Source organism: Microvirga terricola (assembly GCF_011777495.1).
GTDB classification, from domain to species: Bacteria; Pseudomonadota; Alphaproteobacteria; order Rhizobiales; family Beijerinckiaceae; genus Microvirga; species Microvirga terricola.
The window spans coordinates 744,382-769,027 of the sequence record NZ_JAATJS010000001.1 but is presented as its reverse complement, the minus strand read 5'-3'; the positions used below and the strand labels follow the sequence as shown (position 1 = coordinate 769,027).

The following is a 24,646-nucleotide window of genomic DNA, read 5'->3' as shown; positions in this document are numbered from 1 at the left end:
AGTTGCAAGGTTTAGAGCTCATAAAGACGGGGATAGAGCATTGTTTCATATGTCTAGGAAGCAAGCGAAAGCCTACCCCGGCCCAGAGATCACTTGGATTAGCTTGAGAGGATGTTCTTGAGGGGCCCAGTCAGGCTCTCTCAACTTAAACACAAAAAGTATAGTCTTCAGTTCAATTGGGACGTCAGGTTGGGGGCGACCTGCGAGACCATAGTGTCTTTCGCATTCAAGAACCGGTCGTGGCGTCGGGACGCGGACCTTTAAAGGCCCGGTCCCGCAAAGGGGGATATTGATGTCTAGCATCGCTGCTTCAAATGAGCAGACCGCTTCGGACGTGTGGGTACGGGTGAAGCGCCGTCTGCGGGCGGAACTCGGCGAGGATATTTTTGCAAGCTGGTTCGGACGCCTGGAGCTGGACGCGATCACCGACGGCTGCGCCTATCTGACGGTGCCGACCCGCTTCCTGAAGAGCTGGATCGAGTCTCACTATTCCGACCGGGTTCTCACGCTTTATCGCGCCGAGTCCCCCCATGTAGAGCGCATCACCATCGGCGTGCGCTCGACCGTTGGCAGGGATGCCGCGCCCGCCCGGCGCGCGCCCGAAGCGCCGCGCCCGAGCAATGTCACGACCCTCGCGGCCGGCCCAGCAGCGGAACCGAAGCCGCTTGTCGCCCCAGCGCCCGCCGAAGAGCGCGGCGAAGGCTCCGATCTCGGCGGCGCGCCGCTCGATGCGCGCCTGACCTTCGACACCTTCATCATCGGCCGTTCCAACGCGCTGGCGCATGCGGCGGCCGACCGGGTCGCTCACCATCAGGCGGGTCCGGCCCTCTACAATCCGCTTTATCTTCATGCTGGCGTGGGCTTGGGCAAGACGCACCTGCTGCATGCCATCGGCCATGAGATGCGCGCGCAAGGTCGCCGCGTCATCTATCTCACCGCCGACCGCTTCATGTATGGCTTCGTTGCGTCCCTGAAGGCGCAGACGTCGCTGGCCTTCAAGGAGCGTCTTCGAGGCATCGACCTTCTGATCATCGACGACGTACAGTTCATTCAAGGCAAGCAGATCCAGCAGGAATTCGGCCACACCCTGAATGCGCTCATCGACGCGGGTCGCCAGATCGTGGTGGCGGCGGACCGGCCTCCGGCGGACCTGGAGAGCCTCGACGAGCGCGTGCGCTCGCGCCTTGCGGGCGGCCTCGTGGTCGAGGTCGGCGCGCTGGACGAGGCCCTGCGCGCCTCGATCCTGACCACCCGCATCGAGGCCCTGAAAACCGTGCACCCGACTTTCGATGTCAGCCCGAACGTGGTCTCCTACGTCGCGCGCGCCATCACCGCGAATGGCCGGGATCTCGAAGGCGCCGTGAACCGGCTCCTGGCCCACGCGACCCTGACCGGCTCCGCGATCACGCTGGAGACCGCCGAGGCCGCGATCCGCGACCTCGTGCGCAACCGCGAGCCGAAGCGGGTCAAGATCGAGGACATCCAGAAGCTGGTGGCCTCGCGCTACAACGTCTCCCGCTCGGACATCCTCTCCGAGCGCCGGACCGCCGCCGTTGTCCGCCCGCGCCAGATCGCCATGTATCTGTCGAAGGTGCTGACCCTGCGCTCCCTGCCGGAGATCGGCCGCCGCTTCGGCGGGCGCGACCACACCACCGTGCTCCACGCGGTGCGCAAGATCGAAAAGGCTTTGGGCGAGGACAATGCGCTCAACGACGAGGTCGAGCTCCTGAAGCGGATGCTGCAGGAGTAATCCTTGCAATCACAAATGGGGGCTGTTGACGAAAGCAAGCCACGCGCTTGCTTTCTCCGGCAACCTTAGCCAATCTTGCCGCCCGCTTGATCACCCGGCCTTCCGGCCGCGGGGGAATCGGCTGACGGCTTCCAACGAGAACGGTGTTGGGTATGAGAGTTACTGTTGAGCGCGCCGCCCTTTTGAAGGCGCTGGGCCATGTTCACCGCGTCGTCGAGCGCCGCAACACCATTCCGATCCTGTCGAACGTCCTTCTGCGCGCGGAAGACGGCTCGCTGCGTCTGAGGGCGACCGACCTCGACATCGAGGTGACGGAGACCATCCCCGCCGACATCACCGATGCGGGCTCGACCACGGTCCCCGCCTACATGATCTACGACATCGTCCGCAAACTGCCGGACGGCGCGCAGGTCTCGCTGGAGATGACCGGCGACACGGGCCAGATGCAGATCCGCTCCGGCCGCTCGCGCTTCATGCTGCAAGCGCTGCCGGAGAGCGACTTCCCCGATCTCGCCGCGGGCGATCTGCCGCACAGCTTCACGCTCACCGCCGCCGATCTCAAGCGCCTGATCGAGAAGACGCAGTTCGCGATCTCGACGGAAGAGACGCGCTATTACCTGAACGGCATTTATCTCCACACGATCGATGTCGGCGGCGCGACCATGCTGCGCGCGGTGGCAACCGACGGTCATCGTCTCGCCCGGGTCGAACAGCCCGCCCCCATGGGTTCGGAGGGCATGCCAGGCGTCATCGTTCCGCGTAAAGCCGTGGCGGAGATCGTCAAGCTCGTCGAGGACGGCAGCGAGAATGTCGTCATCGAACTCTCCTCGGCCAAGATCCGCCTCACCTTCGACGGCGTGGTCCTGACCTCGAAGCTCATCGACGGCACCTTCCCGGATTATCAGCGCGTCATTCCGAGCGGCAACGACAAGCTTCTGACCGTCGAGCGCGGCGACTTCGCCAAGGCGGTCGACCGCGTCTCCACCATCTCGTCCGAGCGCGGGCGCGCGGTGAAGCTCGCGCTCAACGACGGCCGCCTGACGCTCACCGTCAACAACCCGGATTCGGGCAGCGCGACGGAAGAGATCGAAGTCGATTACGATTCCTCGCCCATCGATATCGGCTTCAACGCCCGCTATCTGTTGGACATCACCTCGCAGCTCGACGGCGACACGGCGCTCTTCAAGCTCGCCGATCCCGGCTCGCCCACCATCGTGCAGGACCGCGAGGGCGCGCCGGCGCTCTACGTGCTGATGCCGATGCGCGTCTGACGTTTTGCGACAAGTTTTTTGTCTCTGACATCACCGGGCTTGTCCCGGTGATGTCGTTTTTGAGGGCGCCCGCGTGTCGGGGTGGCTAGGACAAGCCCGGCCATGACAGACGAGGAGCCGCGCCTCACCTCCCCTCTGGGAGAGCGGGTGCGTCGCGCTTGATCTTTCACGCCGCCTCCCCGATGAAGACGGGGCATGTCCGCTTTCCTTCCCTCCGCTTCGCGCATCGCGCGCCTGATGCTCCAGGACTTTCGCACCTATGCGAGTCTGGACCTTACGGTCGCGCGCCCGCTCGTCGCGCTCGCGGGCGAGAACGGGGCGGGCAAGACCAATGTGCTGGAAGCGATTTCGCTCTTCATGCCGGGACGGGGCTTGAGGCGCGCCGAACTGGCCGAGATGGCGCGCAAAGACGGGCCGGGCTCGTTTGCCGTGTCACTGACGCTCGACACGCCTTTCGGCGAGCATCGCCTCGGCACCGGGCTCGAACAACCCGTCGAGGGCGGCCGCGCATCGCGCACCTGTCGCGTCGACGGCGCGACGGTATCCTCACCCACCGCCTTTGCCGAGTATGTCCGCATCGTCTGGCTCACCCCCGATCTCGATGCGCTGTTTCGCGGGCCCGCCGGCGACCGGCGTCGCTTTCTCGACCGCTTCGTGCTTGCGGTCGATGCGGAACACGGCACGCGGGCGAATGCGCTTGAGCGGGCCTTGCGCTCGCGCAACCGCGTGCTGGAGGAAAACCCCGACAACCGCTCCTGGCTTGATGCCATCGAGCGCGAGGTCGCCGAGCTCGGGATCGCAGTTTCCGCCGCGCGGCGGGAGACGGTGGCGCGGCTCGGCGCACTGATCTTGGAGACGCGCGAAGAGGCCTCGCCCTTTCCTTTCGCCACCTTGAGCCTCGAAGGCGAGATCGACCATCTCGTGGCAACTCTCCCCGCCGTCGATGCGGAAGACCGCTACCGCGCGCTGCTGCGCGAATCCCGCCCGCGCGACCGCGCCGCGGGCCGCACCCTCATCGGGCCGCAGGCGAGCGACCTTCTGGTGCGCCATGGACCAAAGGACATCGCCGCAGAAACGGCCTCGACCGGAGAGCAGAAAGCGCTGCTGATCGGCCTTGTTCTCGCCCATGCGCGGCTTGTCGCCAGCATGAGCGGCATCGCCCCCTTCGTCCTTCTCGACGAGATCGCCGCCCATCTTGACCCCAAGCGCCGCGCGGCCCTGTTCGACGCGCTGGAGAGCCTCGGCGGACAGGTCTGGATGACGGGCGCGGATGAAGGTTTGTTTGCCGAGCTAGATGGGCGGGCCGATCTCTTGCATGTTGCCCCCGGTCGCATCACGCCATTTGAAAGCCGCCGATGAGGATGTCCGAGAGGCAGGCACCTGCTGATCGTCCGGCGGAACCTTATCGCAACAGGCTGGGTTGACGCGCTTGGCATTGCCCTTGCAACATCCGGCTGCCTGAACCGGCCTTCGTCCTTCCCTCGGCAGCTTTCATCGGTTGGTGGGAAATCGGTCGTCCCAGTTGCTCAAGGAGGCCCGCATGCATCCGCTTCATCGGGAAAGCCATTTGATCCAGCGGATCGGCTGGCTACGGGCAGCGGTCCTCGGCGCGAATGATGGCATCATTTCAACGGCAAGTCTTATGGTCGGCGTCGCCAGCGCTTCGACTTCAGCCAGTGAAGTCCTCGTCGCAGGCATTGCCGGACTCGTGGCGGGAGCCATGTCGATGGCAGCAGGCGAATATGTCTCGGTAAGTTCGCAAGCCGACACGGAAAACGCCGATCTCGCGCGGGAGCGGAAAGAACTCGCCGAGCAGCCCCAGGAGGAACTGGAAGAGCTGACCCAGATCTATGTAACGCGAGGCGTCGAACCGGCCCTCGCGCGGCAGGTCGCCACGCAGATGATGGCCAAGGACGCCTTCCAAGCCCACGCACGAGATGAGCTGGGTCTCTCGGAACATGTGGTCGCCCGCCCAATCCAGGCGGCTCTTACCTCAGCGGTGACGTTCGCAGCAGGCGCCGCCCTGCCCCTCCTCATCGCCATCGCCGCTCCGCCGAAGGGGACAGCCCTCGCCATCTCCGGGGGATCCCTTGTGGGCCTTGCCATTCTTGGCGCCCTGGGCGCTCAGGCAGGCGGAGCCTCGGTGATCAAGCCGACGATCCGCGTCACATTCTGGGGCGCATTTGCAATGGCTGCGACCGCCGTCATCGGCTCCCTGGTCGGACATGCGGTCTAGCGACCTCGAGGCGGCGCGTGAATGAGATCGTCTCGCTCAAGCCTGGATAATTTTGACGCCTTCCACATCGGGCCATAAAGGTACGAAGCTTTTCATCATCGATTAAATAGGTGACCGCATGGATCTGACCGGCCTTCTCGTCTTTTCGACCGCGCTGCTCATCGCCGCCGCCTCTCCGGGGCCGGGGATTGCGGCCATCGTCGCGCGGGTTCTGGGGCGGGGCACCAAGGGAGCGGTAGCGTTCACGGCGGGTGTCGCCATTGGCGACGTGGTGTGGCTGACCTTCGCCATCGTCGGGCTCGCCGCCCTGGCGCAGACCTTCCACGAGGTCTTCTTGGTCATCAAATGGGCCGGCATCGCCTACCTGCTTTATATCGCCTATAAGCTTTGGACCGCCCCTGCCGTGGCGCGGGAGGTCGAGGCCAACGAGGTCTACGAGCACCCGGCCAAGCTTTTTCTCGGCGGCCTTGCCGTGACCATGGGCAACCCGAAGGTCATGGTGTTCTACCTCGCGCTCCTGCCCACCATTCTCGACCTGACGAAGGTGACGATGCTCGGCTATGTGGAGCTGGTTGCGGCCACCCTTGCCGTGCTCACCGTGGTGCTCGGAGCCTATATCGTGCTCGCGGCCCGCGCCCGGCGGCTGTTTACCAGCGCGAAGGCCATCAAGGCCCTGAACCGCACCACCGGAACCGTGATGGCGGGGGCTGCAGCGGCGATCGCGGCGCGCTGAAGCGACGCATCCAATCCTGACTTTTCCAGACCTTTTCGCGGCCTATCCGCGCGCGTATACGCGCGCGGGGATGAAATTTCGCCCAAAAGTGCCTAAATACTTGATCTAACGAATCAAACGACCGAGCGCGCCCCGCTTCCCCCTCCGCGCCTCTTGTAAGGACCCCAGATGGCTGAACCCGCAGCGAACGTGAATGCCGACGCTTATGGCGCGGACTCGATCAAGGTGCTCAAGGGCCTTGATGCGGTGCGCAAGCGGCCCGGCATGTATATCGGCGATACGGATGACGGCTCGGGCCTGCACCACATGGTGTACGAGGTGGTGGACAACGCCATCGACGAGGCGCTGGCCGGCCACGCCACGGAAGTGACCGTGACCCTCAACGCCGACGGCTCGGTGACCGTGACCGACAACGGCCGCGGCATTCCGACCGACATCCACCCGGGCGAGGGCATCTCGGCGGCCGAGGTCATCATGACCCAGCTCCATGCGGGCGGAAAATTCGACCAGAATTCCTACAAGGTTTCCGGCGGCCTGCACGGCGTGGGCGTATCCGTTGTGAACGCGCTGTCGAGCTGGCTGAAGCTTCGCATCTATCGCAATGGCAAGGCGCACGAGATCGAGTTTCGCAACGGCGACGCCGTGGCCCCGCTCGCCGTCGTCGGCGACGCGGAGGGAAAGCGCGGCACGGAAGTGACCTTCCTCGCTTCGACCGAGACCTTCACCATGGTGGAATACGATTATTCCACCCTCGAACACCGCCTGCGCGAACTCGCCTTCCTGAATTCCGGCGTGCGCATCATTCTCACCGACAAGCGCCATGCGGAGCATAAGCGGGAAGAGCTGATGTACGAGGGCGGTGTCGAGGCCTTCGTGCGCTATCTCGACCGCGCCAAGACCCCGCTGATCCAACAGCCTGTCGTGATCCGCTCGGAGAAGGACGGCATCGGCGTCGAAGTGGCGTTGTGGTGGAACGACTCGTATCACGAGAACGTCCTCTGCTTCACCAACAACATCCCGCAGCGCGATGGCGGCACGCACCTTGCAGGTTTCCGCGCGGCGCTGACGCGCCAGGTCAATGGCTATGCGGAATCCTCCGGCCTGACGAAGAAGGAAAAGGTTTCCCTCACCGGTGACGATTGCCGCGAGGGCCTGACCGCCATCGTCTCCGTGAAAGTGCCGGATCCAAAGTTCTCCTCGCAGACCAAAGACAAGCTCGTCTCGTCCGAAGTGCGACCCGTCGTCGAGAACGTTCTCAACGAAGCGCTAAACAACTGGCTCGAAGAGCACCCCGCTGAGGCCAAGACCCTCGTCGGCAAGGTGGTGGAAGCCGCTGCCGCCCGCGAAGCGGCGCGCAAGGCCCGCGAACTCACCCGCCGCAAGGGCGCCCTCGACATCGCGTCGCTGCCGGGCAAGCTCGCCGATTGCCAAGAGCGCGATCCGTCCAAGTGCGAATTGCTGCTGGTGGAGGGTGACTCTGCAGGCGGCTCCGCCAAGCAAGGCCGCGACCGCGCCTTCCAGGCCGTGTTGCCGTTGCGCGGAAAGATCTTGAACGTCGAGCGCGCGCGCTTCGACAAGATGTTGTCCTCGCAGGAAATCGGCACGCTGATCACCGCGCTCGGCACCGGCATCGGGCGCGAAGAGTTCAACATCGACAAGTTGCGCTACCACCGCATCATCATCATGACCGACGCGGACGTGGACGGCTCGCACATTCGCACGTTGCTCTTGACCTTCTTCTTCCGGCAGATGCCGGAGCTGATCGAGCGCGGTCACCTCTACATCGCGCAGCCGCCGCTCTACAAAGCCACGCGCGGCAAGTCCTCGATCTATCTGAAGGACGAGCGCGCGCTCGAGGACTTCCTGATCGACGCGGGCATCGACAACGCGACGCTGCGGCTCGAATCCGGTGTCGAATTCCAAGGCGATCAGTTGAAAGGTCTGATCGACGAGGCGCGCCTCGTGCGGCAGGTTCTGTCGAGCCTTCACTCGCGCTATGATCGCAAGGCGGTGGAGCAAGCGGCGATTGCCGGCGCGCTGCGCCCCGACGTGGTGGACGATCCCGAGCGCGGCCCGGCTGCAGCGACCTATATCGCCCAGCGCCTCGATGCGATTTCGGAAGACCTCGAACGCGGCTGGACCGGCGAAGTCCGCGAGGGCGGCTACGTGTTCTCGCGCGTCATACGTGGCGTCCGCCAGGTTGCGGCGCTGGATCAGGCCCTCATTGCGAGTCAGGAAGCCAAGAAACTCGACGAGCGCTCGAAGTCCCTGCAGGACGTCTACGCCAAGCCAGCTGCGCTGGTGCGCAAGGCCGACGAGATGCAGATCGATGGACCGCTGACGCTCTTCACCTCGGTGCTGGCCGCCGGCCGCAAGGGCCTGCAGCTGCAGCGCTATAAAGGTCTCGGCGAAATGACCGCGCAGCAGCTCTGGGAAACCACGCTTGACCGCGACGTGCGCTCGTTGTTGCAGGTGAAGGTGAAGGACACCACCGACGCCGACGACCTCTTCGTGAAGCTCATGGGCGACGTGGTGGAACCGCGCCGCGAGTTCATTCAGGACAATGCGCTGAGCGTCGCGAATCTCGACGTCTGAGAACGCGGCTCATCAACCGTTAAGCCAGTACGGCGAGAAATCGAATAGGGCGAAGCAGTAAAGCAAACTGCTTCGCTTTTTTCATGTGCGGGAAGCCGCGATGAGCCGGAAAAAAGGGATCGCCGGAAAGCCTCAGAAAAGGCACGTCACGGCTCTCTTATGGCCTCGTCGAACCCGCGAAGGAGAGGATAAAGGAAGTAGGAGATGACACTCCTTCGCCCCACTCCGATTTCAGCTTGAACCGCCATGCCCGGGAGCAATCGAAAGCCGCTTGGAACGGACGTCAGGTTGACATCGTCGAGCGACAGCCGGGCCTTGTAAAAGAGAAGGCCGCCCGTCCCGCTCTCCGTCTCTTTCGAGCCCGCCGGGAAAGCATCCTGGCTGATCGTCCTGATCGCACCTGATGCGGTCCCGTGCTTCTGAAACGGGAAAGCGTCGAATTTGATCCTCGCGGGCTGACCCGGATTGATATGGCCAATATCTTTCGGCTCGATGGAGACCTCAGCTTCGAGCGCTACATTTGTTGGGACAAGAACAACAAGCGGTTCAGCTTGACGGATGACGGAACCGGCCGAACGCTGGGCGGTCTCGAGCACGACGGCATCTGTCGGCGCTGTCAGGGAAACAAGGCTGCGGCGCAGCTCTGCTTTCTTCAGCTCTTCCGACGCTGCCTCCCGCCGCCCTCGCGCCTCGACCAGAGACTCCAGAGTCGAACGCGCGAAATCCTCGAGAAACTCCTGGCGTTGCGAACGGGCCTTCTCAAGCTCATGTCGGGCTTCCACCTGTGCCCCCCGCAAGCGCGCGATGGTTGCTTCCACATCTAGACGCGCGTCGCGTGCTTGAAGAAGATTGAGTTTTGATCCGGTCTGGTGCTCCATGAGGATCGTGCGCATCGCCTCGATATCTTGGATGCCTTCGAGCCTTTTGACCAGAATTTCCTCTTCCTTACTGCTCTTCGCCAGGCTTGCTTCAGCCCGCGCGATCTCTTGAGCAAGGTTGTTCAGCCTGCTGTCACTGAAGGCTTTGCGCTGTCTGGCGAGTCTCGCCTCAACCACCTGATCCGTGTTGGCTTCATCCGAGGGAACATAGACCTTGCCGGACAATTCGGATTCGAGTCGATTGACCATGGCATCGGCCGCCTCGAACTTTCCTCTCAATTGTCTGACGTCGGCCTGGGTAAAGGTCGGATCAAGCACGGCAAGAACCTGCCCGGCTTCGACAATCTGGCCGACACGGACCTCGATGCGCCGGAGAACGGAATTCTCAAGCGGTTGGACAACGATATTCGGCTCGGTCGTGATGAGCTTTCCTCTGGCAACCGCAATTTCTTCAACTTCAGTGAGGCATGCCCACGCGACGGCCGTCACGATCAGCGCGGTGACAAGATAGAGCGTGAGCCGCGCCACACGGCGTGGAACCCGTTCCTCAACTTCGATGGCATCAGGCTGGAATTCCGATATCAGCGCCAGCCGCCTCCTGGACGCCGGAGCAGGGAGTCGACTAGCACCGCGATGCTTCTCTAGACTACGGTTGGACGGCATCATGCAGCATGCCTCGTCTGCTGATTCCAGAGATGCCGGTATGTGGTGCATGACGTCAAAAGCTGATCATGGCGCCCCGCCGCAATAACGCGTCCACGATCAACAACGAGAATTAAATGGGCATCGACCAGGGTCGAAAGTCGATGAGACACGATCAGCACCGTGCGCCCCTCAGCAATCTTGCGTAGGTTCTGCCGAATAATCGCCTCGCTATCGGGATCAAGCGCGCTTGTCGCCTCATCGAAGATCAGCAAGCGGGGATCCGTCACCAACGCGCGCGCGATCGCGAGGCGCTGCCGTTGTCCGCCTGACAGGTTCCCGCCATTCTCTTCCAGCATGGTATCGAACCCACGCGGAAGCCGCTCGATAAACTCCTCTGCACCAGCCGCTTTGGCCGCCCGCGCAATTTCCTCAAAAGTGGCCGATGGTTTCGCCGCAGCAATATTCTCCCTCACGGTTCCACGGAATAAGAAATTATCCTGAAGGACGACGCCAACACATTTGCGGAGATGGACGAGATCAACCTCGCGGACATCGTATCCATCGATACGGACAATGCCCTTCTGAATCGGGTAGAGGCGCTGAATCAACCGCGTGATCGTCGTTTTTCCGGAGCCGCTGCGCCCCACGATGCCAACAATGCTGCCTGCCTCAATCGTAAATGAGACATCGTCAAGGGCTGGTGGCCTTTCTGGTTGATACGAGAAGGACACGTCTTCAAATTGAATCTCTCCCGCCAAGTCCGGACAAAGCCCCCGTTGATGCAAATCGGTTTCTGGAGCCCGATTCATCACCTCGCCCAACATCCGAACGGAAAGAGCAACCTCCTGGTATTCGTGCGCCATCGTCAGGATTTGAACCAGGGGGCCGGAAACGCGTCCGGCCAGCATATTGAAGGCGATGAGAGCACCGACGGTCATTTCGCGACTAAATACATCAAGCGCACCGAGCGCTATGATCGAGACGCTCATGAGCTTTTCGAGAAGTCCCGTCAGGCTTTGCGCTGCGGCTGAAATCCTCTCGACATCGTAGCGCATCATCACGGATTGCGCGGAGATGTTGTCCCAGCCACGTCGGTGAAGCGGCTCCATCGCCAGCGTCTTGATGGTGCGCATCCCGTGCATGGCTTCGACAAGCTGCGCTTGCCGCTCCCCCTCGGCCTCGTACAATCCGAGCAGGCGGCGGCGAAACGGGCCGATCAAGAGGCCAATGGCGATCCCCACACATGCCGTAAACAGCAACACGACGATCGTGAGTTTCACGCTGTAGAGAAAAAGAACCGGAATGAAGACGAAAAGCGAGAAGCCATCAAGTATGGCGGTCAGGAGGCGTCCTGTGAGGAACTCGCGAATGCGAGCCGCCTGTTGCATGTGCTTCACCAGCACGCCGGCCGGAATTCGTTCGAAATAGGCAAGCGGGAGTGAAAGAAGGTGCGCGAATGTCCGCACCGCGACACGCATGTCGATGCGATTGCTCGCATAAAGAAGAAGATAGCGCCGCAGGAACGTGAAAGCAGATTCAAAGACGAGCGCGAGAATCACTCCGCCGGCCAGGACGTAGAGTGTCGCATAAGACTCGTGCATGAGAACCTTGTCGATCACCAATTGGGAGAAGATCGGGACCGCCAAGCCAAGAGTGTAGAGAACAAGAGCCGCCGCGATGACCTCGCCAAAAAGACGTCTCTGACGCAAAAGCTCTGGGGCAAACCAAAGGAAGCCAAAGGGGCGCTGGGCATCCTTGAGGCGGCTGCGCGAGGGCTTGATGAGAATAACATCTCCAGCCCAGGCTTGGCAGAATTCCGCTCGCGACAAAATGAGCGGCTCCGGCAGAATGGCCTTTGGGTCGAGAACCAGAATTCTGTCGCCATCGTCAGATCTTTCGACCCCGGCGACGACGACCCAATTCTCGTTGTTGAGCCGCGCGAGCGCCGGAAACGCCTCATCGAGATCCAGCAAGGCTGACCAGCTCAAAGAGCCCCGGCGCGCCCTGAGACCCGACTCTCGCGCCATCCGGAGAAGGAGCTGGCTGGTTACGGGGCCCTCGCCGATTGCATAGGTGTGCGCGAGATACTCCGCAGAAAGATCCACGCCGTGCTGCCGGGCGACGGCAGCGAGGCAATGCAACCCGGTCTGAAAATCACCGCTCACGAATGATCCTCACGGGCATCAGTTCGAAAAATTCGGTGACGAATTTCGGCCCAGGCTCGAGAGCGTTGTTTCCTCGGCCGTCCCGTTGACGCGCCTATCGTCGATTGAGGAAACCGGAGTCTGTTTAATAGACCCGGCCTCGATCAACCCTGCCACGGCTTTCTGCATGAGCTCGACGGAGTTTGCAAACGCATCCACTGGCATCACGATCCTCTGCCGAAGGACCGGTTTTGGATTGCCATGAATGTCCCGCTCCGCGGGCGACAGGCTCATTAGATCAATGCGAACGATGGGCCCTGTCACCGTGATTTCGGACACGCCATCGGAGTAAACTTCTTGCATATCGTCTCTCCTGAAAAGTCCGCGCAGATGTGCGGGAGTCTCTTTTAAGTCCGGTCTGATCTGTTCATCGGGCAAGCCGTCTTATTCTCCTTATCTCAAGCCACGGCCTGCGGAGTGAACAGCACGTCGACCCAGTAATTGGTCTTTTGGTAACTGCTGGTGGGGAACAGGCTCGTTGAGCCATAGGCGTAGATGCCATTGCGGTCCGAAGTCGTGTCCGCCAACGCCGTCAAAGGTCCGCTGACCACATCTGCCGTGAAGTAGTTGCTCGTTGCGGCGTAGTGGCCATTGCTATGGTAGGAGGCGATATAGACCCCAGGAATGATCGAAATGGGGCTGGAGAAGGTGGCGGTTTGCCAGCCGCTCGCCGTCTCATTTGTAAATGTCACGGTGCCGAGAAGCGCTCCGTTTACTGTCCACAAACTGCCTTGATGCGTTCCGGTATCTCCGGTCCCCTTATAGAATTTGATACCGGTTACGGTTCCCGCGACCGACGATTGGAAGCGCGTTCCGAGCTCGACCGGACTGGCATCCCTGTCGGACAAGATCGCCGGTGTGGCCGAGGGCTGGAAGATGCTGACAGCGGTCCCTCCCGGCGCTGTGACATTGACACCGACATTCGCCGAAGACGTTCCCCCTTTTCCGTCAGAGATCGCGTATGTGAACCCGGCCGCTCCGGTATAGCCGTTCGCGGGGGTGAAGGTAACGGCAGTGCCTTGCGCATTCAGCGTCGCAGTTCCGTTCGTCGCGCCGCTCACGCCCGTGACTGAGAGCGGGTCCCCGTCCGGATCGGTGTCATTCGCCAATAATGATGACGTTGGAATTGTGAGCGTGGTATTTGATGCCGTGCTGAATCCATTGTCGTTGTTGGCTACTGGCGGACGGTTCGTTGCGCCTCCCGATGGGTTGAACAGCACATCGACCCAGTAGTTCGTCGCCTGATACGTATTGCTTGGGAACAGGCCGCCTGATCCATAGGCGTAAACCCCATTTCCGGCCGATGGCGCGGTCAAAGGCCCGTTCGCTGTTGCCGTCGTAAAGTAGTTGGGAGTTGCCGCGTAGTGGCCATTGCTGTGATAGGAAACCACGTAGGTGGTTCCAGCGACGAGCGAGATCGGGCTCGAGAAGGTCGCTGTCTGCCAACCACTCGCGGTCTCGTTTGTAAACGTAACGCTTCCGAGAAGCGCCCCACTTGCAGTCCACAGGCTGCCCTGGTGCGTCCCCGTATCGCCAGTGCCTTTGTAGAACTTGATGCCAGTGACGGTGCCTCCAACGGACGACTGGAACTTCATCCCGAGTTCGACTGAACCGGTATCGGAATCCGACAGGATCGTCGGCGTTGCGGAAGGCGAGAACAGACTGACGGCATTTCCACCAGAGGTGCCTATGTTAAGGCTGACATTGGCAGAAGCCGTACCGCCGCGACCGTCGCTGATGCTGTAGGTGAACCCTGCCGTCCCGGTGTATCCCGCCGACGGCGTGAACGTGATCGTGTTTGCGGCAGCATTGAAAACGACTGAACCGTTGGTCGCGGTTCCGGCACCTGTGATACTCAGCGGATCGCCGTCAGGATCAGTGTCGTTGGCGAGGAGGAGGGCAGCCGCAATCGTGAGAGGCGCGTTCTGACTTGTCGTGAATCCCGTGTCATTGTTCGCAACCGGTGAGCGATTGGTGGTGCCACCGGAAGGGTTGAACAACACATCGACCCAATAATTCGTCGCCTGATAGGTGCTGGTCGGGAACACGCTCGACGTGCCATAGGCATAGACACCGTTGCCAGGCGCTGATGCGGTCAATGGTCCGTTGGTGGTTGCCGTCGTGAAGTAGTTCGAAGTCGATGAGTAGCGACCACCCTCTGCGTGATACGAGGCCACATAGGTTGTGCCCGGCGTGATAGTGACGGGGTTCGAGAATGTGGCTGTCTGCCAACCGCTGGCGGTCTCGCCGGTAAAAGTCACCGTCGCCAGCCGGGTGCCTGTACTCGACCAAAGGGTGCCGGTGTGCGTACCGGAATTTTGAGCGCCTTTATAAAAGCGAATACCGCTGATCGTTCCCGCGACCGAGGATTGGAACTTCACTCCCAGTTCGACCGATCTGGAATCGTTGTCGGATAAAACCGCTGGCGTCGCCGTTGGCGCGAAAAGACTGACATAGGTCGGGCCGGTCACCGTGATCGTGCGACCGGCGCCCGGAGTTTCCAGATTGACGCTGTCATCCACCGCCCGCGTCTTGATCGTATAGGTGCCAGCCGTTGTCGGAACCCAAGTATAGGTCCAGGTCGCGCGGCCCGTCGCGCGATGCCATGTGGCACCGGAATCGGTCGACACCTCGACGGCCGCCACAACACCGCCACCGCTATCGGAAGCCGTGCCGGTGATCGTGACAGATTGGCCCGCGGCGATAGAACCGCCTGCGTTGGGAGACGAGATGGATGAGACGGGTTTGATGGTGTCGGTCGATTGCGTCGTCGGCACGAGACCGCCTTCGAGCGTGCCGGGTTGAATGCCCATATCGGCGAGCAGGTTGACCATCGCCTGCTTGACCCGGGGGTCCACCGGCACTGTCTCGTTGTCGTGGTTGTCGTCGAGTCCCCACGCCCAATAGACCGTGCCCGCGCCGAACACCAGGGCGCCGCTTGGCGCGCGGTACAGCGTCAGGTTATGCGTCGCTGTGCCGTTGCCGACCGTATTGCCGTAGTCGAGCAGGTATTGCGTCACGGGCAGCGTCGTCGAGGACAGCGGGATGAGCCCCGCTGGCCGAAAACCGTTGTCTGGGGACTCGTCCCATTCGTAGCCGAGATAGCCTACCGGCAGCGCCGCCGTCTGGCCTGGCTGCAGATTGGCGATGCTGGTGTTGCGCCAGAACCGCAGATTGGCGAATTCCGAGCCGATCGTCATCGCGTCGCGGCGGTAGGAGTCGACCTGGAAGATGGTTCCGGTGAGGGCATTCTCCGGCTGGCCGCCGCCCTGCGCGGTCGACGATACGAAACGCGGATCGCGGAAGGTTCCGGTCCACTCGTTGCTCGGATCGATGTCGCCGTTGGACCAGGTCTCCTTGTAAGAGACGAGAGTGCGATAGGGTGTCCCGTCAGCGCTGAAGCTCGACGCCCAGCGCGTCTTCCAATAGACCTCATTGCCGCTCCAGAACGAGAGATTGACGCCCGCATCGCGCGCCGCCTCGACATTGGCTCGCTGCTGCCCCGACCAGTATTCGTCATGCCCGACCGACAGGAACATCTTGTGGTTCGTCAACAGGCTGCCGAACCGGTCGGTATCGACGCCGGCCATGTACGACATGTCGTAGCCGTTCTTTTCGAGCCACATGAGCGCGGGATACTCGGCGCCGAAGATGTAATCCTGCGGCCCCGACTCGAGACCGCCGCCGCGAGTAGTGATCGGGCGGTTGTAGCTCACCGCATAGGCGCGGCCATTTCCCAAGGAGCCCGTCCCCGGACCGTTGCCACCATAGAAATTCGCGCCGCCCCAGGGATTGTAGGCCTGCCATGTCGTGTCGGAGGTCTGGAAGATGATGTTGCTGGTGCTGCTGTCGTCGCGAACGATGAACGGAATGTGGTTGGCGCCGGTCACGCCGTCCTGCCGCACGAGCTTGGCGATGTAGATGCCGGACGTCGCATCGGCCGGGATGTTCCAGGACGCCGAAACCGACCAGTTGCCGGCATCCACCGCCCCTGTCGCACTGTCGCGCAGGGGCGTGGGTTGGTTCTGTAACCCGGTATGCTGGATCGTGCCGACTTTCCGCGCGCCCATGCCGCCATAGTAGCCAAGGCGATAGATATCGATGCGGTAATTGGTCGAATTGGTGTTGATCTTGAAATCGACCCGTTGTCCGCGATTGATGCTGATCTCGGTTGCGAACCCCTCGATGTTCGCGCTGCCGGCTCCGTCAATGCCCCATTCACTTTCGGGGTTTCCCGGTTTCTGATTTTCGAGAACGATGGCGTTCGGCGACGCCGCGGCAGCCGCTAGCGGCGTGACCGCCGCCGGACTGGCGGTGGTCACCGACCCCTGCCCCCCCCCCTGCTGCGCTCCCCCCGATGCACGCCCAACCGCAGGAGTCTCCGGACCACCGCCCGGAAGCCAATTCATCGATGCGGTTGGAATCAGCGTAGCTGCAGCATCTGTCGGGGCGGCAGTGGTCGAAGTTACATCCTGCATCCGATCAGAGTGGGAGTTCCACGCTGGCGAGACTGTATGCGCCCTCGTCTCGCCTGTGAGAGTGGGTGCGGTAGGCGAGCCGACCGCCTGCCTTATCGCCGGCGTGGGAGAGCTAACATCGAGATGATGTCCGGGCGATTCCGAAGTCCAAGCAAGGGACGTTCGTCCGGTTGCGCCATCCGCTGTCTGCCGAATGTCGTTGGCCGCAGCGCGGAATTCACTGCGCGGCTCCGAACGGGAGAGGGAAGAGGCTGGCCCGCCCAGCCGCAAACTATCGTTGATCCCCTGATCAGATTCCTGCGTTAAATCGGACTCCGTCCGATCCGCGCTAGGCTGTCCGATTCTTTTTAAGAGGCGAATTTGATGCAATAGGTCTTTGACAAATCGATCACCCGACACAAGCATAATGGCCTCCTTAGAGAGGTGATAGCTGATCGGCAGACGGTCAGTGTCTCATATCGATAACGGCTTTGAAACGACGTTTGGAAGCTGCGGTCGAGCAATTATGGGTATTCTTCACTGATCCGCTCGACCTACCGCCATAGGGGACACGGAGGCGGAAAAGCCGAGCCCAATCAATCGTGGCGCACAGACTCGAACCGCATGCATCTCTGACTGCGAGCTATTGAGTAAGTCATTTCGAGTTACTTCCAAAGCCCTCCTTGAACCACTATCGTGGAGCGATAGGCTATTGCCTCGGCTCTGACCTGACGTTTCCGAATTGCCTGAATTGCATCGATGATTTCGTCATCGATTGCCAGCGGAACCACACGCGCGAGAGTCCCGCCGGACATGGATCGTTCACTGGAAGGTCACGCCACGCTCCCGGTATCCATCGGACTGCTATCGCGACTCGCTGCGGAGCGCGTCATCGAAGCGGGCATCGATCTCCAACCGCTTCTCAAAAGGGCAGGCCTCCCGCCGACGTTGATGGACGATCAGTCCCTGCGCGTGAGCGCGCACGGGCAAATCGTCTTCCTCAACCTGGCCGCCGAAATCCTTGATGATGCATTGCTGGGCTTTCATATCGCGCAGAAATTCGAACTGCGCAGGCTTGGTTTGTTCTATTATGCTCTCTCTTCTTCAGCGACGCTCAGTGATGCGTTCTCTTGCGAGGAACGCTATATCTCCCTGCTCAACGAGGCCTTGCGCGTACAGTATCGAAAGACGAACGCGCTCTCTCTCGACTACGAATATGTTGGCATCGAACGCCACCTGGACCGTCATCAGATGGAATTCTGGATCACCGGCACGATCCGCGGTTGCCGCCAGTTCACGAAGCTGGAACTTGTCCCGACATTCATTGGCCTTGTTCATCGCCATGAGGGCGATGTATCGGAGATGGAACGCTATTTCGGCTGCCGTCTTGAGTTCGAGGCTGATCGCGATCGGATTTCTTTCGATCCCCAGGTGGCCGAGCAGCCGCTCGTCACTGCGGATCCTTACCTCCACAATGACCTGATCGCGGTTCATGAGGAGGTGATTTTACGGCGGCCTCGAATGGAAGAGCCATTTCGGACGCGTGTCGAAAATGCCATCACCCCTCGCTTGTCTCATGGCACTGTCAATATCGGGACGATTGCGAGCGACCTCGGACTAAGTCCGCGGACATTGTCCAGGCGACTGGCCGACGAAGGGCTGACTTTTAGCGCCATTCTGGAGAACCTGCGCCTCGAGCTGGCGGACCGCTATCTCCAGAACAGGGATCTTTCCGTCTCTCAAGTCGCATGGCTTCTGGGCTACGCCGAGGTCAGTTCATTCGCCCACGCATTCCAGAGATGGACCGGAAAGACGCCTTCTCAAGCTCGCCGCGATTTTCAACATCGATCGAAAGAAAATTCCGCTTGAGCCGAACGGCGGCCAAGCCGCACCTTAAGCTCCGAGATAGTCTCTGATATGATCACGGATACGCTCTGAAGCGTAGCCGTCGCCGTAGGGTGAAACACCAAGTGCCATGGATCGATAGGCCTCCGGATCATCGAGCAAGCGCGAAACTTCCGTGATAATTTGCGAGCGATCCGATCCCACAAGCCGGGCGACACCGAGATCCACGGCTTCGGGCCGCTCCGTCTCACTCCGCATCACCAAAACCGGCTTCCCGAGTGCGGGAGCCTCCTCTTGCAGGCCGCCGCTATCCGTCAGAACAAGGTCGGACCGCGCGAGGACGCTGACGAGTTGCGGATAATCGAGAGCATTGCACATGCGGACCCTCGGTTGAGATCCCAGCATATCCCTCGCCATCTGGCGTACATTCGGATTCGGATGGACCGGGTATACAAACTCCACGTCGGGATGAAGACGCGTCAGGTCGATGATGGCCCGAAACATCTCCCGCATCGGCTCACCCATATTCTCGCGACGATGCGCGGTCACAAGGATCATGCGCGACTTCTCTGAGGAAGAGAAGGGCATCGGCGGAGAACGATCTTTCATCCAGTAAAGGGCGTCGATTCCTGTATTTCCCGTTACAAAGATATGGCGGCTCGATACGCCATCGCGATGCAAGTTGTCCCGCGCCTTCTCTGTTGGGGCAAAATGGAGAGTACTCAACATCCCCGCGACGCGCCGATTGAACTCTTCCGGGAAAGGCAGCCGAACCGTTGCGGTTCGCAATCCCGCCTCGACATGGCCGAACGGAATGTTCTGATAGAAGCACGATATCGCGGCCACCATCACCGATGTCGTATCACCCTGCGCAAGCAACATATCGGGGGCTAATTCGGTCAGGCATGGGCCCAGGCGATCGAAAATCCTCGATGTCAGCGCAGACAGAGACTGCCCGTCGGTCATGACATCGAGATTTTTATGTAGCGTGATCCCGAAGGCGGATAGTGGCTGCTCGAGAAGCTCACGATGCTGCCCCGTTGCGACGATGATGGTCTCCGCCCATGGGGTTTCTTGCAACTTGAGGATCACAGGAGCCATTTTTATGGCTTCTGGACGAGTTCCCACAATACACAGGATCCGTTTCTTTGAAGTCACGGTGCCGGCCCTCAACACCCGTTGCAAAGACAATTCAATACCCGCAGACAAACCTCTTGTGCGAGCGGGGCATCTACGCGCTTAGCCGCTGCTCTGTCTCGTCGGCGGCGGTTCTGACGGGAAGACCGTTCGAGGCGATAACACGTTGCCGCTGATGAGAGCCGCCGAGGAGGCCTATGGTATCGACAACGACCTTGTTAAGAAACGCGTTCGCCTCAAGGCGCCGAAACTGCTGATGGCCGACTAGGAAAACGACGATGTCCGCCTCGCGCCGTGCTTCATCCGGCCCGACGAGGCGAACATTGGATAAGCTTTCGAGGGCGGGCGGGAGTTTTCGGACGTGCGGCTCGCAAACCAGAATGTTCAGATTTGTCGTACGCGCCAGGTCATGCACGATTTCCAAAGCCGGCGACTCGCGAAGATCGTCCACATCCGCCTTGTATGTCAGCCCATAGCAGCTCACAATCGGTCGCTTGAAACGCTTCGCCAAAGCACGAACGGATTCGACGACGGATTTGGGTTTCCTATCGTTCACTTCGCGCGCGACGCGGATCATACGGCTAAGGTTGGGGGCGCTATCCACGATAAACCACGGATCGACGGCGATGCAGTGACCGCCAACTCCCGGTCCAGGCTGCAGGATCTTGACGCGTGGATGCCTGTTGGCCAAATTGATCGCATCCCAGACATCGATCCCGAGATGGTCGCAGATCATCGACAGCTCGTTCGCGAAAGCGATGTTGATGTCACGAGAGGCATTCTCGATGAGCTTGACGAACTCCGCTGTCCGGCAATCCGTCACCAAAAGGTTTGATCGCACGAATGTCTCATAGAGCGCGACGCCTGACTGCGCGCAGGCGTCCGTCACGCCCCCGATGATCCGATCATTAGAGACCAGTTCCCGCAGCATTTGTCCCGGCAAGATTCGCTCCGGACAATGGCATACAAAGATATCGAACTCACCGGATACGTCCATATAGCGCGGCACCCGCAGGTCCGGACGCGCGGCCGCGATCCGCTCGCAGAGGCGCTCCGTTGTCCCCACAGGCGACGTCGATTCCAGAATCACCGTGCTTCCGACACGCAGAAACGGTGCTATTCCGTCACACGCTGCATTGACGTAGGAGAGATCGGGCTTGTTGCCTTCTACAAGAGGCGTGGGCACCGCGAGAATGAAGTAGTCGGCCGCGACCGGGTCAGTCTGCACTTTAAGCCGCCCCGTGCTGAGAGCCGCTGAGAGCAGCATTTGCAGATCGGGTTCGTGAAAGTGGGGGTGTCCAGATTTGATCGAGGCAACCGCGGCGGCATTAATGTCGAATCCCGTGACTTGATGCCCCTGACTTGCAAGCATGGCGGCGGTCGGAAGACCGATATATCCCAGTCCGGCAACGCAAACTTCAGCCATGTTTTGCCTCGCTCATTGTTGAAGACTAGCTTTGGGAATCGTCAGTGTCGCTCGAAGATTCACCGGGGGGCGACAAGGTCCGTCCGGACAATCTCTGCGTTGATCTCACGTCCTTCGGCCCCAAAACCTTCTCATCAACGACAGCCGAATGCACTTCCTCGTTTGGATTAGCATCTCACTCATCCGTCTAAGAAGGGGCTCAACTCACTCATTCGGGGCATGTTGGATGGCAGCGTGATGGGTGGCACTTACCACGCGAACATAAGCGATCTCTCACTTGATATACGCTGGCGCCGATCATGAGAATGAAACGCGGCACCCATTGCCATATCCGGATGCGACCTCACTTCTCGTCGTTGTCGGTACCGGCTCAGTTCGATCGGACGCAGATAAATTCAACAACGGTGTAATACGAAATATCTGAGATACCTGCCGCCTACCCTTAGGGTACTATTGAGTCATCGAACTGACCGCACATATGATTTGGCCGGTCTTCGCATCATTATTCATGAGCTTCGACATCCATCGTCATCTTGGCAGAGATTGGGTCCAATGCTCAGCTTAGCCTTTTCATAAGGAATAGTACGCTCGGAACTTAGGGCTCTTAATCTCTAGGAATCGCTATGGAACCCGAACAAGCTACACGTGGCACTTTTTATTCGGAAGTTGCGTTTAGGCGACCCTCCCTCAAGACAAGCCCGCGTTATGGCAATGAAGATTTTCGGGCATCCCCCGCGTTACGCGCTCGCGTTCGGGTGAGGCGAGTAGCCCCACCAAAGAGGCTCGCGGGAAGGGCCTTGCAGGCTGTGGCGAAGCGGTGCTTCGATCTCGCAGTTGCCGCTTTCCTGATCATCTTTCTTGCTCCGGCGCTTCTCGCCATCGCAGCCGCAATCAAATTGACCTCGCGTGGTCCCGTTCTTTTTCGGCAGAGGCGCTACGGGCTCGGTAAAAAGCAGTTTGAGATCCTCAAGTTTCGAACGATGTCCATGAATTCCTGCGACCCTGACGGCGTGTTGCAGACTCGTCCGGGCGACACGCGCGTCACCTCCTTTGGCCGCTTCCTACGCAGGACGAGCCTTGACGAGCTCCCTCAGCTTTTCAATGTTCTCAGAGGCGACATGTCGCTTGTAGGTCCCCGTCCTCACGTTCCCGGGATGTTTGCTGGGGGGGTGCTCTACGAAGACCTTGTGCCTGAGTACTTCGAGCGCCTTCGGGTGCGGCCAGGCGTCACCGGGCTGGCGCAGGTTAACGGCCTGCGTGGCAGCACGGAGGACCCTTCCGTGGCGCGCGCCCGCATCCGAGATGATCTGGCCTATATCGATCATTGGTCATTAGCCCTCGATGTGCGAATCCTCATCATGACGGCGCGCACCGAATTTCTTTCCGGAAGTGGCTTTTGATTTCGCATGCGTGCGCTGCGTATTCTCGGGGGCCCAGGACGATGCTCGAAAATCTAAAAGCTCTTCAGAGCACTCTTCAGCTGGAGAAATTGGAGAAATACAAACGGCGCGTTTCCTTTGGCGATCTCATTACCGATCGGTGGGAAAATGCACGCCAGTACGGATTTGGAAATGGATCCTCGTGTTACGACAATGTGCTGATCCTCGGAGAGGTGCAGGTCGGCGAACACACCTGGATCGGACCCAATGTGATTTTGGATGGGTTAGGCGGACTCAGCATCGGGAATCATTGTTCGATATCGTCTGGTGTTCAGATCTACTCGCACGACACAGTCCGGCGGAGTGTCACGTTAGGACGCGCTCCAGTCGATTACACGCCGACGAAAATCGGAAATGGCGTTTATATTGGGCCTAACTGCATCATCGGCAGAGGAGTCTCCATTGGAGATTCTGCCGTCATTGGCGCCATGTCGTTTGTGAATTGTGACGTCCCGGCCGGAAAGAAAGTTTGGGGATGTCCCGCACGGATCGCGGGCGATGTCGAGATATAAACCGCGACACCTCAGTTGGCCCGGCAAGGCGCGGCAAGGGATCGGGGCCGCCTGATGACGAAGCTGCACCGATCGTTCATGTTCTCGGGTATTGAGAAGTATTTGACGCTGCTCATCAGCCTGCTGACAACCGCGATCATCGCGCGCCTTCTGACCCCGGACGAGATCGGCGTTTTCGTTGTCGGCTCCGCTACGGTCATGATGGCAGAAGTCCTGCGGGATTTTGGAACAAGCGTCTATCTTGTGCAGGAGCGTGAGATCTCCTCCGAGGGCGTGAGGACCACATTCACGATCATGCTCCTCGTTTCGATTTTCATCGCGGCGGCTCTCCAGTTGCTTGCTGCGCCATTGGCTGCTTTCTACACCGAACCCAGGCTTGATCCCGTCATCAGAATCGCTTCGATTAGCGTTGCTCTGGGAGCCTTCGCCAGCCCTCCCATGGCCCTTCTGCGGCGCGATCTGGCATTTGGCAGCGTTGCGCTTGTCAACTTGGCCGGCGTTATCACGAATTCCCTCGTTGCACTCCTGATGATTGCGCTCGGCTGGGGGTATCTCAGCCTCGCGATCGCGGCGATGGCCTCATCAGTCGCCATAGCGATCGCTGCCGTTGTCCATCGTCCGGGTCTTTGGATCTTCCGGCCTTGCCTGTTGCACGGGCGCAAGATTCTCGCCTTCGGTGGATATGCGAGCGCCACGGCGGTGCTGAACGTAGCCTTTCAGGTGTTGCCGCAAATGTATCTTGGACGCTTGATCGGCTTTGACGCCGTCGGCATCTACAGCCGCGCAGTCACGCTCTACCAGTTACCCGAGCGTGCGATTGTGAACGCGTTCCAACCGGTCGTATTGCCCGCCCTGGCGGCCGAGGCTCGGGCCGGCCGCGATCTGAAGAAGGCTTATCTGCACGGCCTATCGCTTCTCACAGCGGTGCAGTGGCCCGCTCTGCTGTGTCTTGCGGTTCTCGCGGATCCGGTTGTTCAAGTTCTTTTAGGCGCCCAATGGGGCGAGGCAGCCCCCCTTCTCAAGATCATGGCGCTCGCATCGATCCTTCTGTTCCCAGCTCCGTTGACATATCCGATGCTCATCGCGCTCGGGAGGGTGCAGGACGGTCTGACCGCCAGTTTGGTCTCGTTGCCAATCTCGGCTGCCCTCATCATCGGGGCAGCACCGTTCGGCCTCAAGGCGATTGCGGCCACGATGTTTCTGAGTGCCCCCTTGCAAGTTTATGTCGCGATCTTTCTCATCCGGCGACAAATGCCGTTGCGTTGGATTGAGATCAGCTCCGCAATCTATAAAAGCGCTTACGTCGCGGTCTGCACCGCCATTCCTGCCGGAATTTGCCTCACTCTCAGCGGAGACGCCCGGCCGGTCGCGACACTTGCCCTGGCGGCATCCGGGGCGGGCGCCGGCTGGATAGGTGGCCTCGCCCTGACTCGTCATCCTCTTGCAGCGGAAATGCTAAAGTTCGTCGACCTCGTCTTTTCAGCCGTCAAGGCACGGACGTCCAATCGCCGATAAGCG

16 protein-coding genes are annotated in these 24,646 nt (G+C 60.5%); 10 read left to right on the top strand and 6 right to left on the bottom strand.

Translation table 11 applies throughout. From position 1 onward, the window contains the following. The first annotated feature begins 292 nt into the window (after positions 1 to 292). The 6 genes from dnaA (at position 293) to gyrB (ending at position 8,585) form a co-directional block, all read left to right on the top strand. On the top strand, positions 293 to 1,750 hold the full coding sequence (gene dnaA, locus HB375_RS03665) for a chromosomal replication initiator protein DnaA (RefSeq protein ID WP_167671573.1): 1,458 nt from the start codon (positions 293 to 295) through the stop codon (positions 1,748 to 1,750). Between the two features lie 152 nt (positions 1,751 to 1,902). Continuing rightward, on the top strand, positions 1,903 to 3,021 hold the full coding sequence (gene dnaN / locus HB375_RS03660) for a DNA polymerase III subunit beta (protein ID WP_167671572.1): 1,119 nt from the start codon (positions 1,903 to 1,905) through the stop codon (positions 3,019 to 3,021). A 195-nt stretch (positions 3,022 to 3,216) separates the two neighbouring features. After that, positions 3,217 to 4,380, top strand: a complete 1,164-nt coding sequence (recF, locus tag HB375_RS03655) for a DNA replication/repair protein RecF (RefSeq protein ID WP_167671571.1) — start codon at positions 3,217 to 3,219, stop codon at positions 4,378 to 4,380. 181 nt (positions 4,381 to 4,561) lie between these two features. After that, positions 4,562 to 5,257, top strand: coding sequence for a VIT1/CCC1 transporter family protein (locus HB375_RS03650; RefSeq protein WP_167671570.1), 696 nt, complete (start codon positions 4,562 to 4,564; stop codon positions 5,255 to 5,257). A gap of 118 nt (positions 5,258 to 5,375) precedes the next feature. Further along, positions 5,376 to 5,990, top strand: a complete 615-nt coding sequence (locus HB375_RS03645) for a LysE family translocator (protein ID WP_167671569.1) — start codon at positions 5,376 to 5,378, stop codon at positions 5,988 to 5,990. A gap of 168 nt (positions 5,991 to 6,158) precedes the next feature. Continuing rightward, positions 6,159 to 8,585: a DNA topoisomerase (ATP-hydrolyzing) subunit B gene (gyrB, locus tag HB375_RS03640; RefSeq protein WP_167671568.1), complete on the top strand. Its 2,427-nt coding sequence runs from the start codon at positions 6,159 to 6,161 to the stop codon at positions 8,583 to 8,585. A gap of 146 nt (positions 8,586 to 8,731) precedes the next feature. Here the strand turns inward: gyrB and HB375_RS03635 are convergent, their stop codons facing one another. The 4 genes from HB375_RS03635 to HB375_RS18470 form a co-directional block, all read right to left on the bottom strand. After that, entirely contained in the window at positions 8,732 to 10,126 is a 1,395-nt protein-coding gene (locus HB375_RS03635) for an HlyD family type I secretion periplasmic adaptor subunit (protein WP_425515157.1), read from the bottom strand. Next, a complete protein-coding gene (locus HB375_RS03630) occupies positions 10,126 to 12,273 on the bottom strand; it encodes an ABC transporter transmembrane domain-containing protein (RefSeq protein ID WP_167671566.1) in 2,148 nt (715 codons plus the stop codon). Before HB375_RS03630 ends, HB375_RS03635 begins: the two co-directional genes overlap by 1 nt. Positions 12,274 to 12,291: 18 nt before the next feature. Beyond that, positions 12,292 to 12,615, bottom strand: a complete 324-nt coding sequence (locus HB375_RS03625) for a hypothetical protein (RefSeq protein WP_167671565.1) — start codon at positions 12,613 to 12,615, stop codon at positions 12,292 to 12,294. Positions 12,616 to 12,710: 95 nt separating this feature from the next. Further along, positions 12,711 to 16,634, bottom strand: coding sequence for a DUF4082 domain-containing protein (locus HB375_RS18470; RefSeq protein WP_167671564.1), 3,924 nt, complete (start codon positions 16,632 to 16,634; stop codon positions 12,711 to 12,713). Between the two features lie 948 nt (positions 16,635 to 17,582). Here HB375_RS18470 and HB375_RS03615 point away from each other — a divergent pair. Further along, positions 17,583 to 18,638, top strand: coding sequence for an AraC family transcriptional regulator (locus tag HB375_RS03615; protein WP_167671563.1), 1,056 nt, complete (start codon positions 17,583 to 17,585; stop codon positions 18,636 to 18,638). A 24-nt stretch (positions 18,639 to 18,662) separates the two neighbouring features. On the opposite strand, the gene wecB is transcribed toward HB375_RS03615, so the two are convergent. Further along, positions 18,663 to 19,742 (bottom strand): non-hydrolyzing UDP-N-acetylglucosamine 2-epimerase, encoded by a 1,080-nt coding sequence (wecB, locus tag HB375_RS03610; RefSeq protein ID WP_343232349.1) that lies wholly within the window; start codon positions 19,740 to 19,742, stop codon positions 18,663 to 18,665. 103 nt (positions 19,743 to 19,845) lie between these two features. Beyond that, the gene (gene wecC, locus HB375_RS03605) at positions 19,846 to 21,177 is read right to left on the bottom strand and encodes a UDP-N-acetyl-D-mannosamine dehydrogenase (RefSeq protein ID WP_167671562.1); all 1,332 of its coding nucleotides are present in this window, start codon (positions 21,175 to 21,177) and stop codon (positions 19,846 to 19,848) included. A 623-nt stretch (positions 21,178 to 21,800) separates the two neighbouring features. Between wecC and HB375_RS03600 the strand changes: the two genes are divergently transcribed. The 3 genes from HB375_RS03600 to HB375_RS03590 are packed head-to-tail and all read left to right on the top strand — an operon-like array spanning position 21,801 to position 24,643. Then, the gene (locus HB375_RS03600) at positions 21,801 to 22,577 is read left to right on the top strand and encodes a sugar transferase (protein WP_167671561.1); all 777 of its coding nucleotides are present in this window, start codon (positions 21,801 to 21,803) and stop codon (positions 22,575 to 22,577) included. Between the two features lie 41 nt (positions 22,578 to 22,618). Further along, entirely contained in the window at positions 22,619 to 23,128 is a 510-nt protein-coding gene (locus HB375_RS03595; RefSeq protein ID WP_167671560.1) for an acyltransferase, read from the top strand. Between the two features lie 54 nt (positions 23,129 to 23,182). Then, on the top strand, positions 23,183 to 24,643 hold the full coding sequence (locus HB375_RS03590; protein WP_167671559.1) for an oligosaccharide flippase family protein: 1,461 nt from the start codon (positions 23,183 to 23,185) through the stop codon (positions 24,641 to 24,643). Positions 24,644 to 24,646 lie beyond the last annotated feature (3 nt).

What these genes read in the sequence shown, in the direction of transcription:
- dnaA (WP_167671573.1), top strand. Translation starts at nt 293, where the DNA reads ATGTCTAGCATCGCTGCTTCAAATGAGCAGACCGCTTCGGACGTGTGG.
- dnaN (WP_167671572.1), top strand. Translation starts at nt 1,903, where the DNA reads ATGAGAGTTACTGTTGAGCGCGCCGCCCTTTTGAAGGCGCTGGGCCAT.
- recF (WP_167671571.1), top strand. Translation starts at nt 3,217, where the DNA reads ATGTCCGCTTTCCTTCCCTCCGCTTCGCGCATCGCGCGCCTGATGCTC.
- HB375_RS03650 (WP_167671570.1), top strand. Translation starts at nt 4,562, where the DNA reads ATGCATCCGCTTCATCGGGAAAGCCATTTGATCCAGCGGATCGGCTGG.
- HB375_RS03645 (WP_167671569.1), top strand. Translation starts at nt 5,376, where the DNA reads ATGGATCTGACCGGCCTTCTCGTCTTTTCGACCGCGCTGCTCATCGCC.
- gyrB (WP_167671568.1), top strand. Translation starts at nt 6,159, where the DNA reads ATGGCTGAACCCGCAGCGAACGTGAATGCCGACGCTTATGGCGCGGAC.
- HB375_RS03635 (WP_425515157.1), bottom strand. Translation starts at nt 10,126, where the DNA reads ATGCCGTCCAACCGTAGTCTAGAGAAGCATCGCGGTGCTAGTCGACTC.
- HB375_RS03625 (WP_167671565.1), bottom strand. Translation starts at nt 12,615, where the DNA reads ATGCAAGAAGTTTACTCCGATGGCGTGTCCGAAATCACGGTGACAGGG.
- HB375_RS03615 (WP_167671563.1), top strand. Translation starts at nt 17,583, where the DNA reads ATGGATCGTTCACTGGAAGGTCACGCCACGCTCCCGGTATCCATCGGA.
- wecC (WP_167671562.1), bottom strand. Translation starts at nt 21,177, where the DNA reads ATGGCTGAAGTTTGCGTTGCCGGACTGGGATATATCGGTCTTCCGACC.
- HB375_RS03600 (WP_167671561.1), top strand. Translation starts at nt 21,801, where the DNA reads ATGGAACCCGAACAAGCTACACGTGGCACTTTTTATTCGGAAGTTGCG.
- HB375_RS03595 (WP_167671560.1), top strand. Translation starts at nt 22,619, where the DNA reads ATGCTCGAAAATCTAAAAGCTCTTCAGAGCACTCTTCAGCTGGAGAAA.
- HB375_RS03590 (WP_167671559.1), top strand. Translation starts at nt 23,183, where the DNA reads ATGACGAAGCTGCACCGATCGTTCATGTTCTCGGGTATTGAGAAGTAT.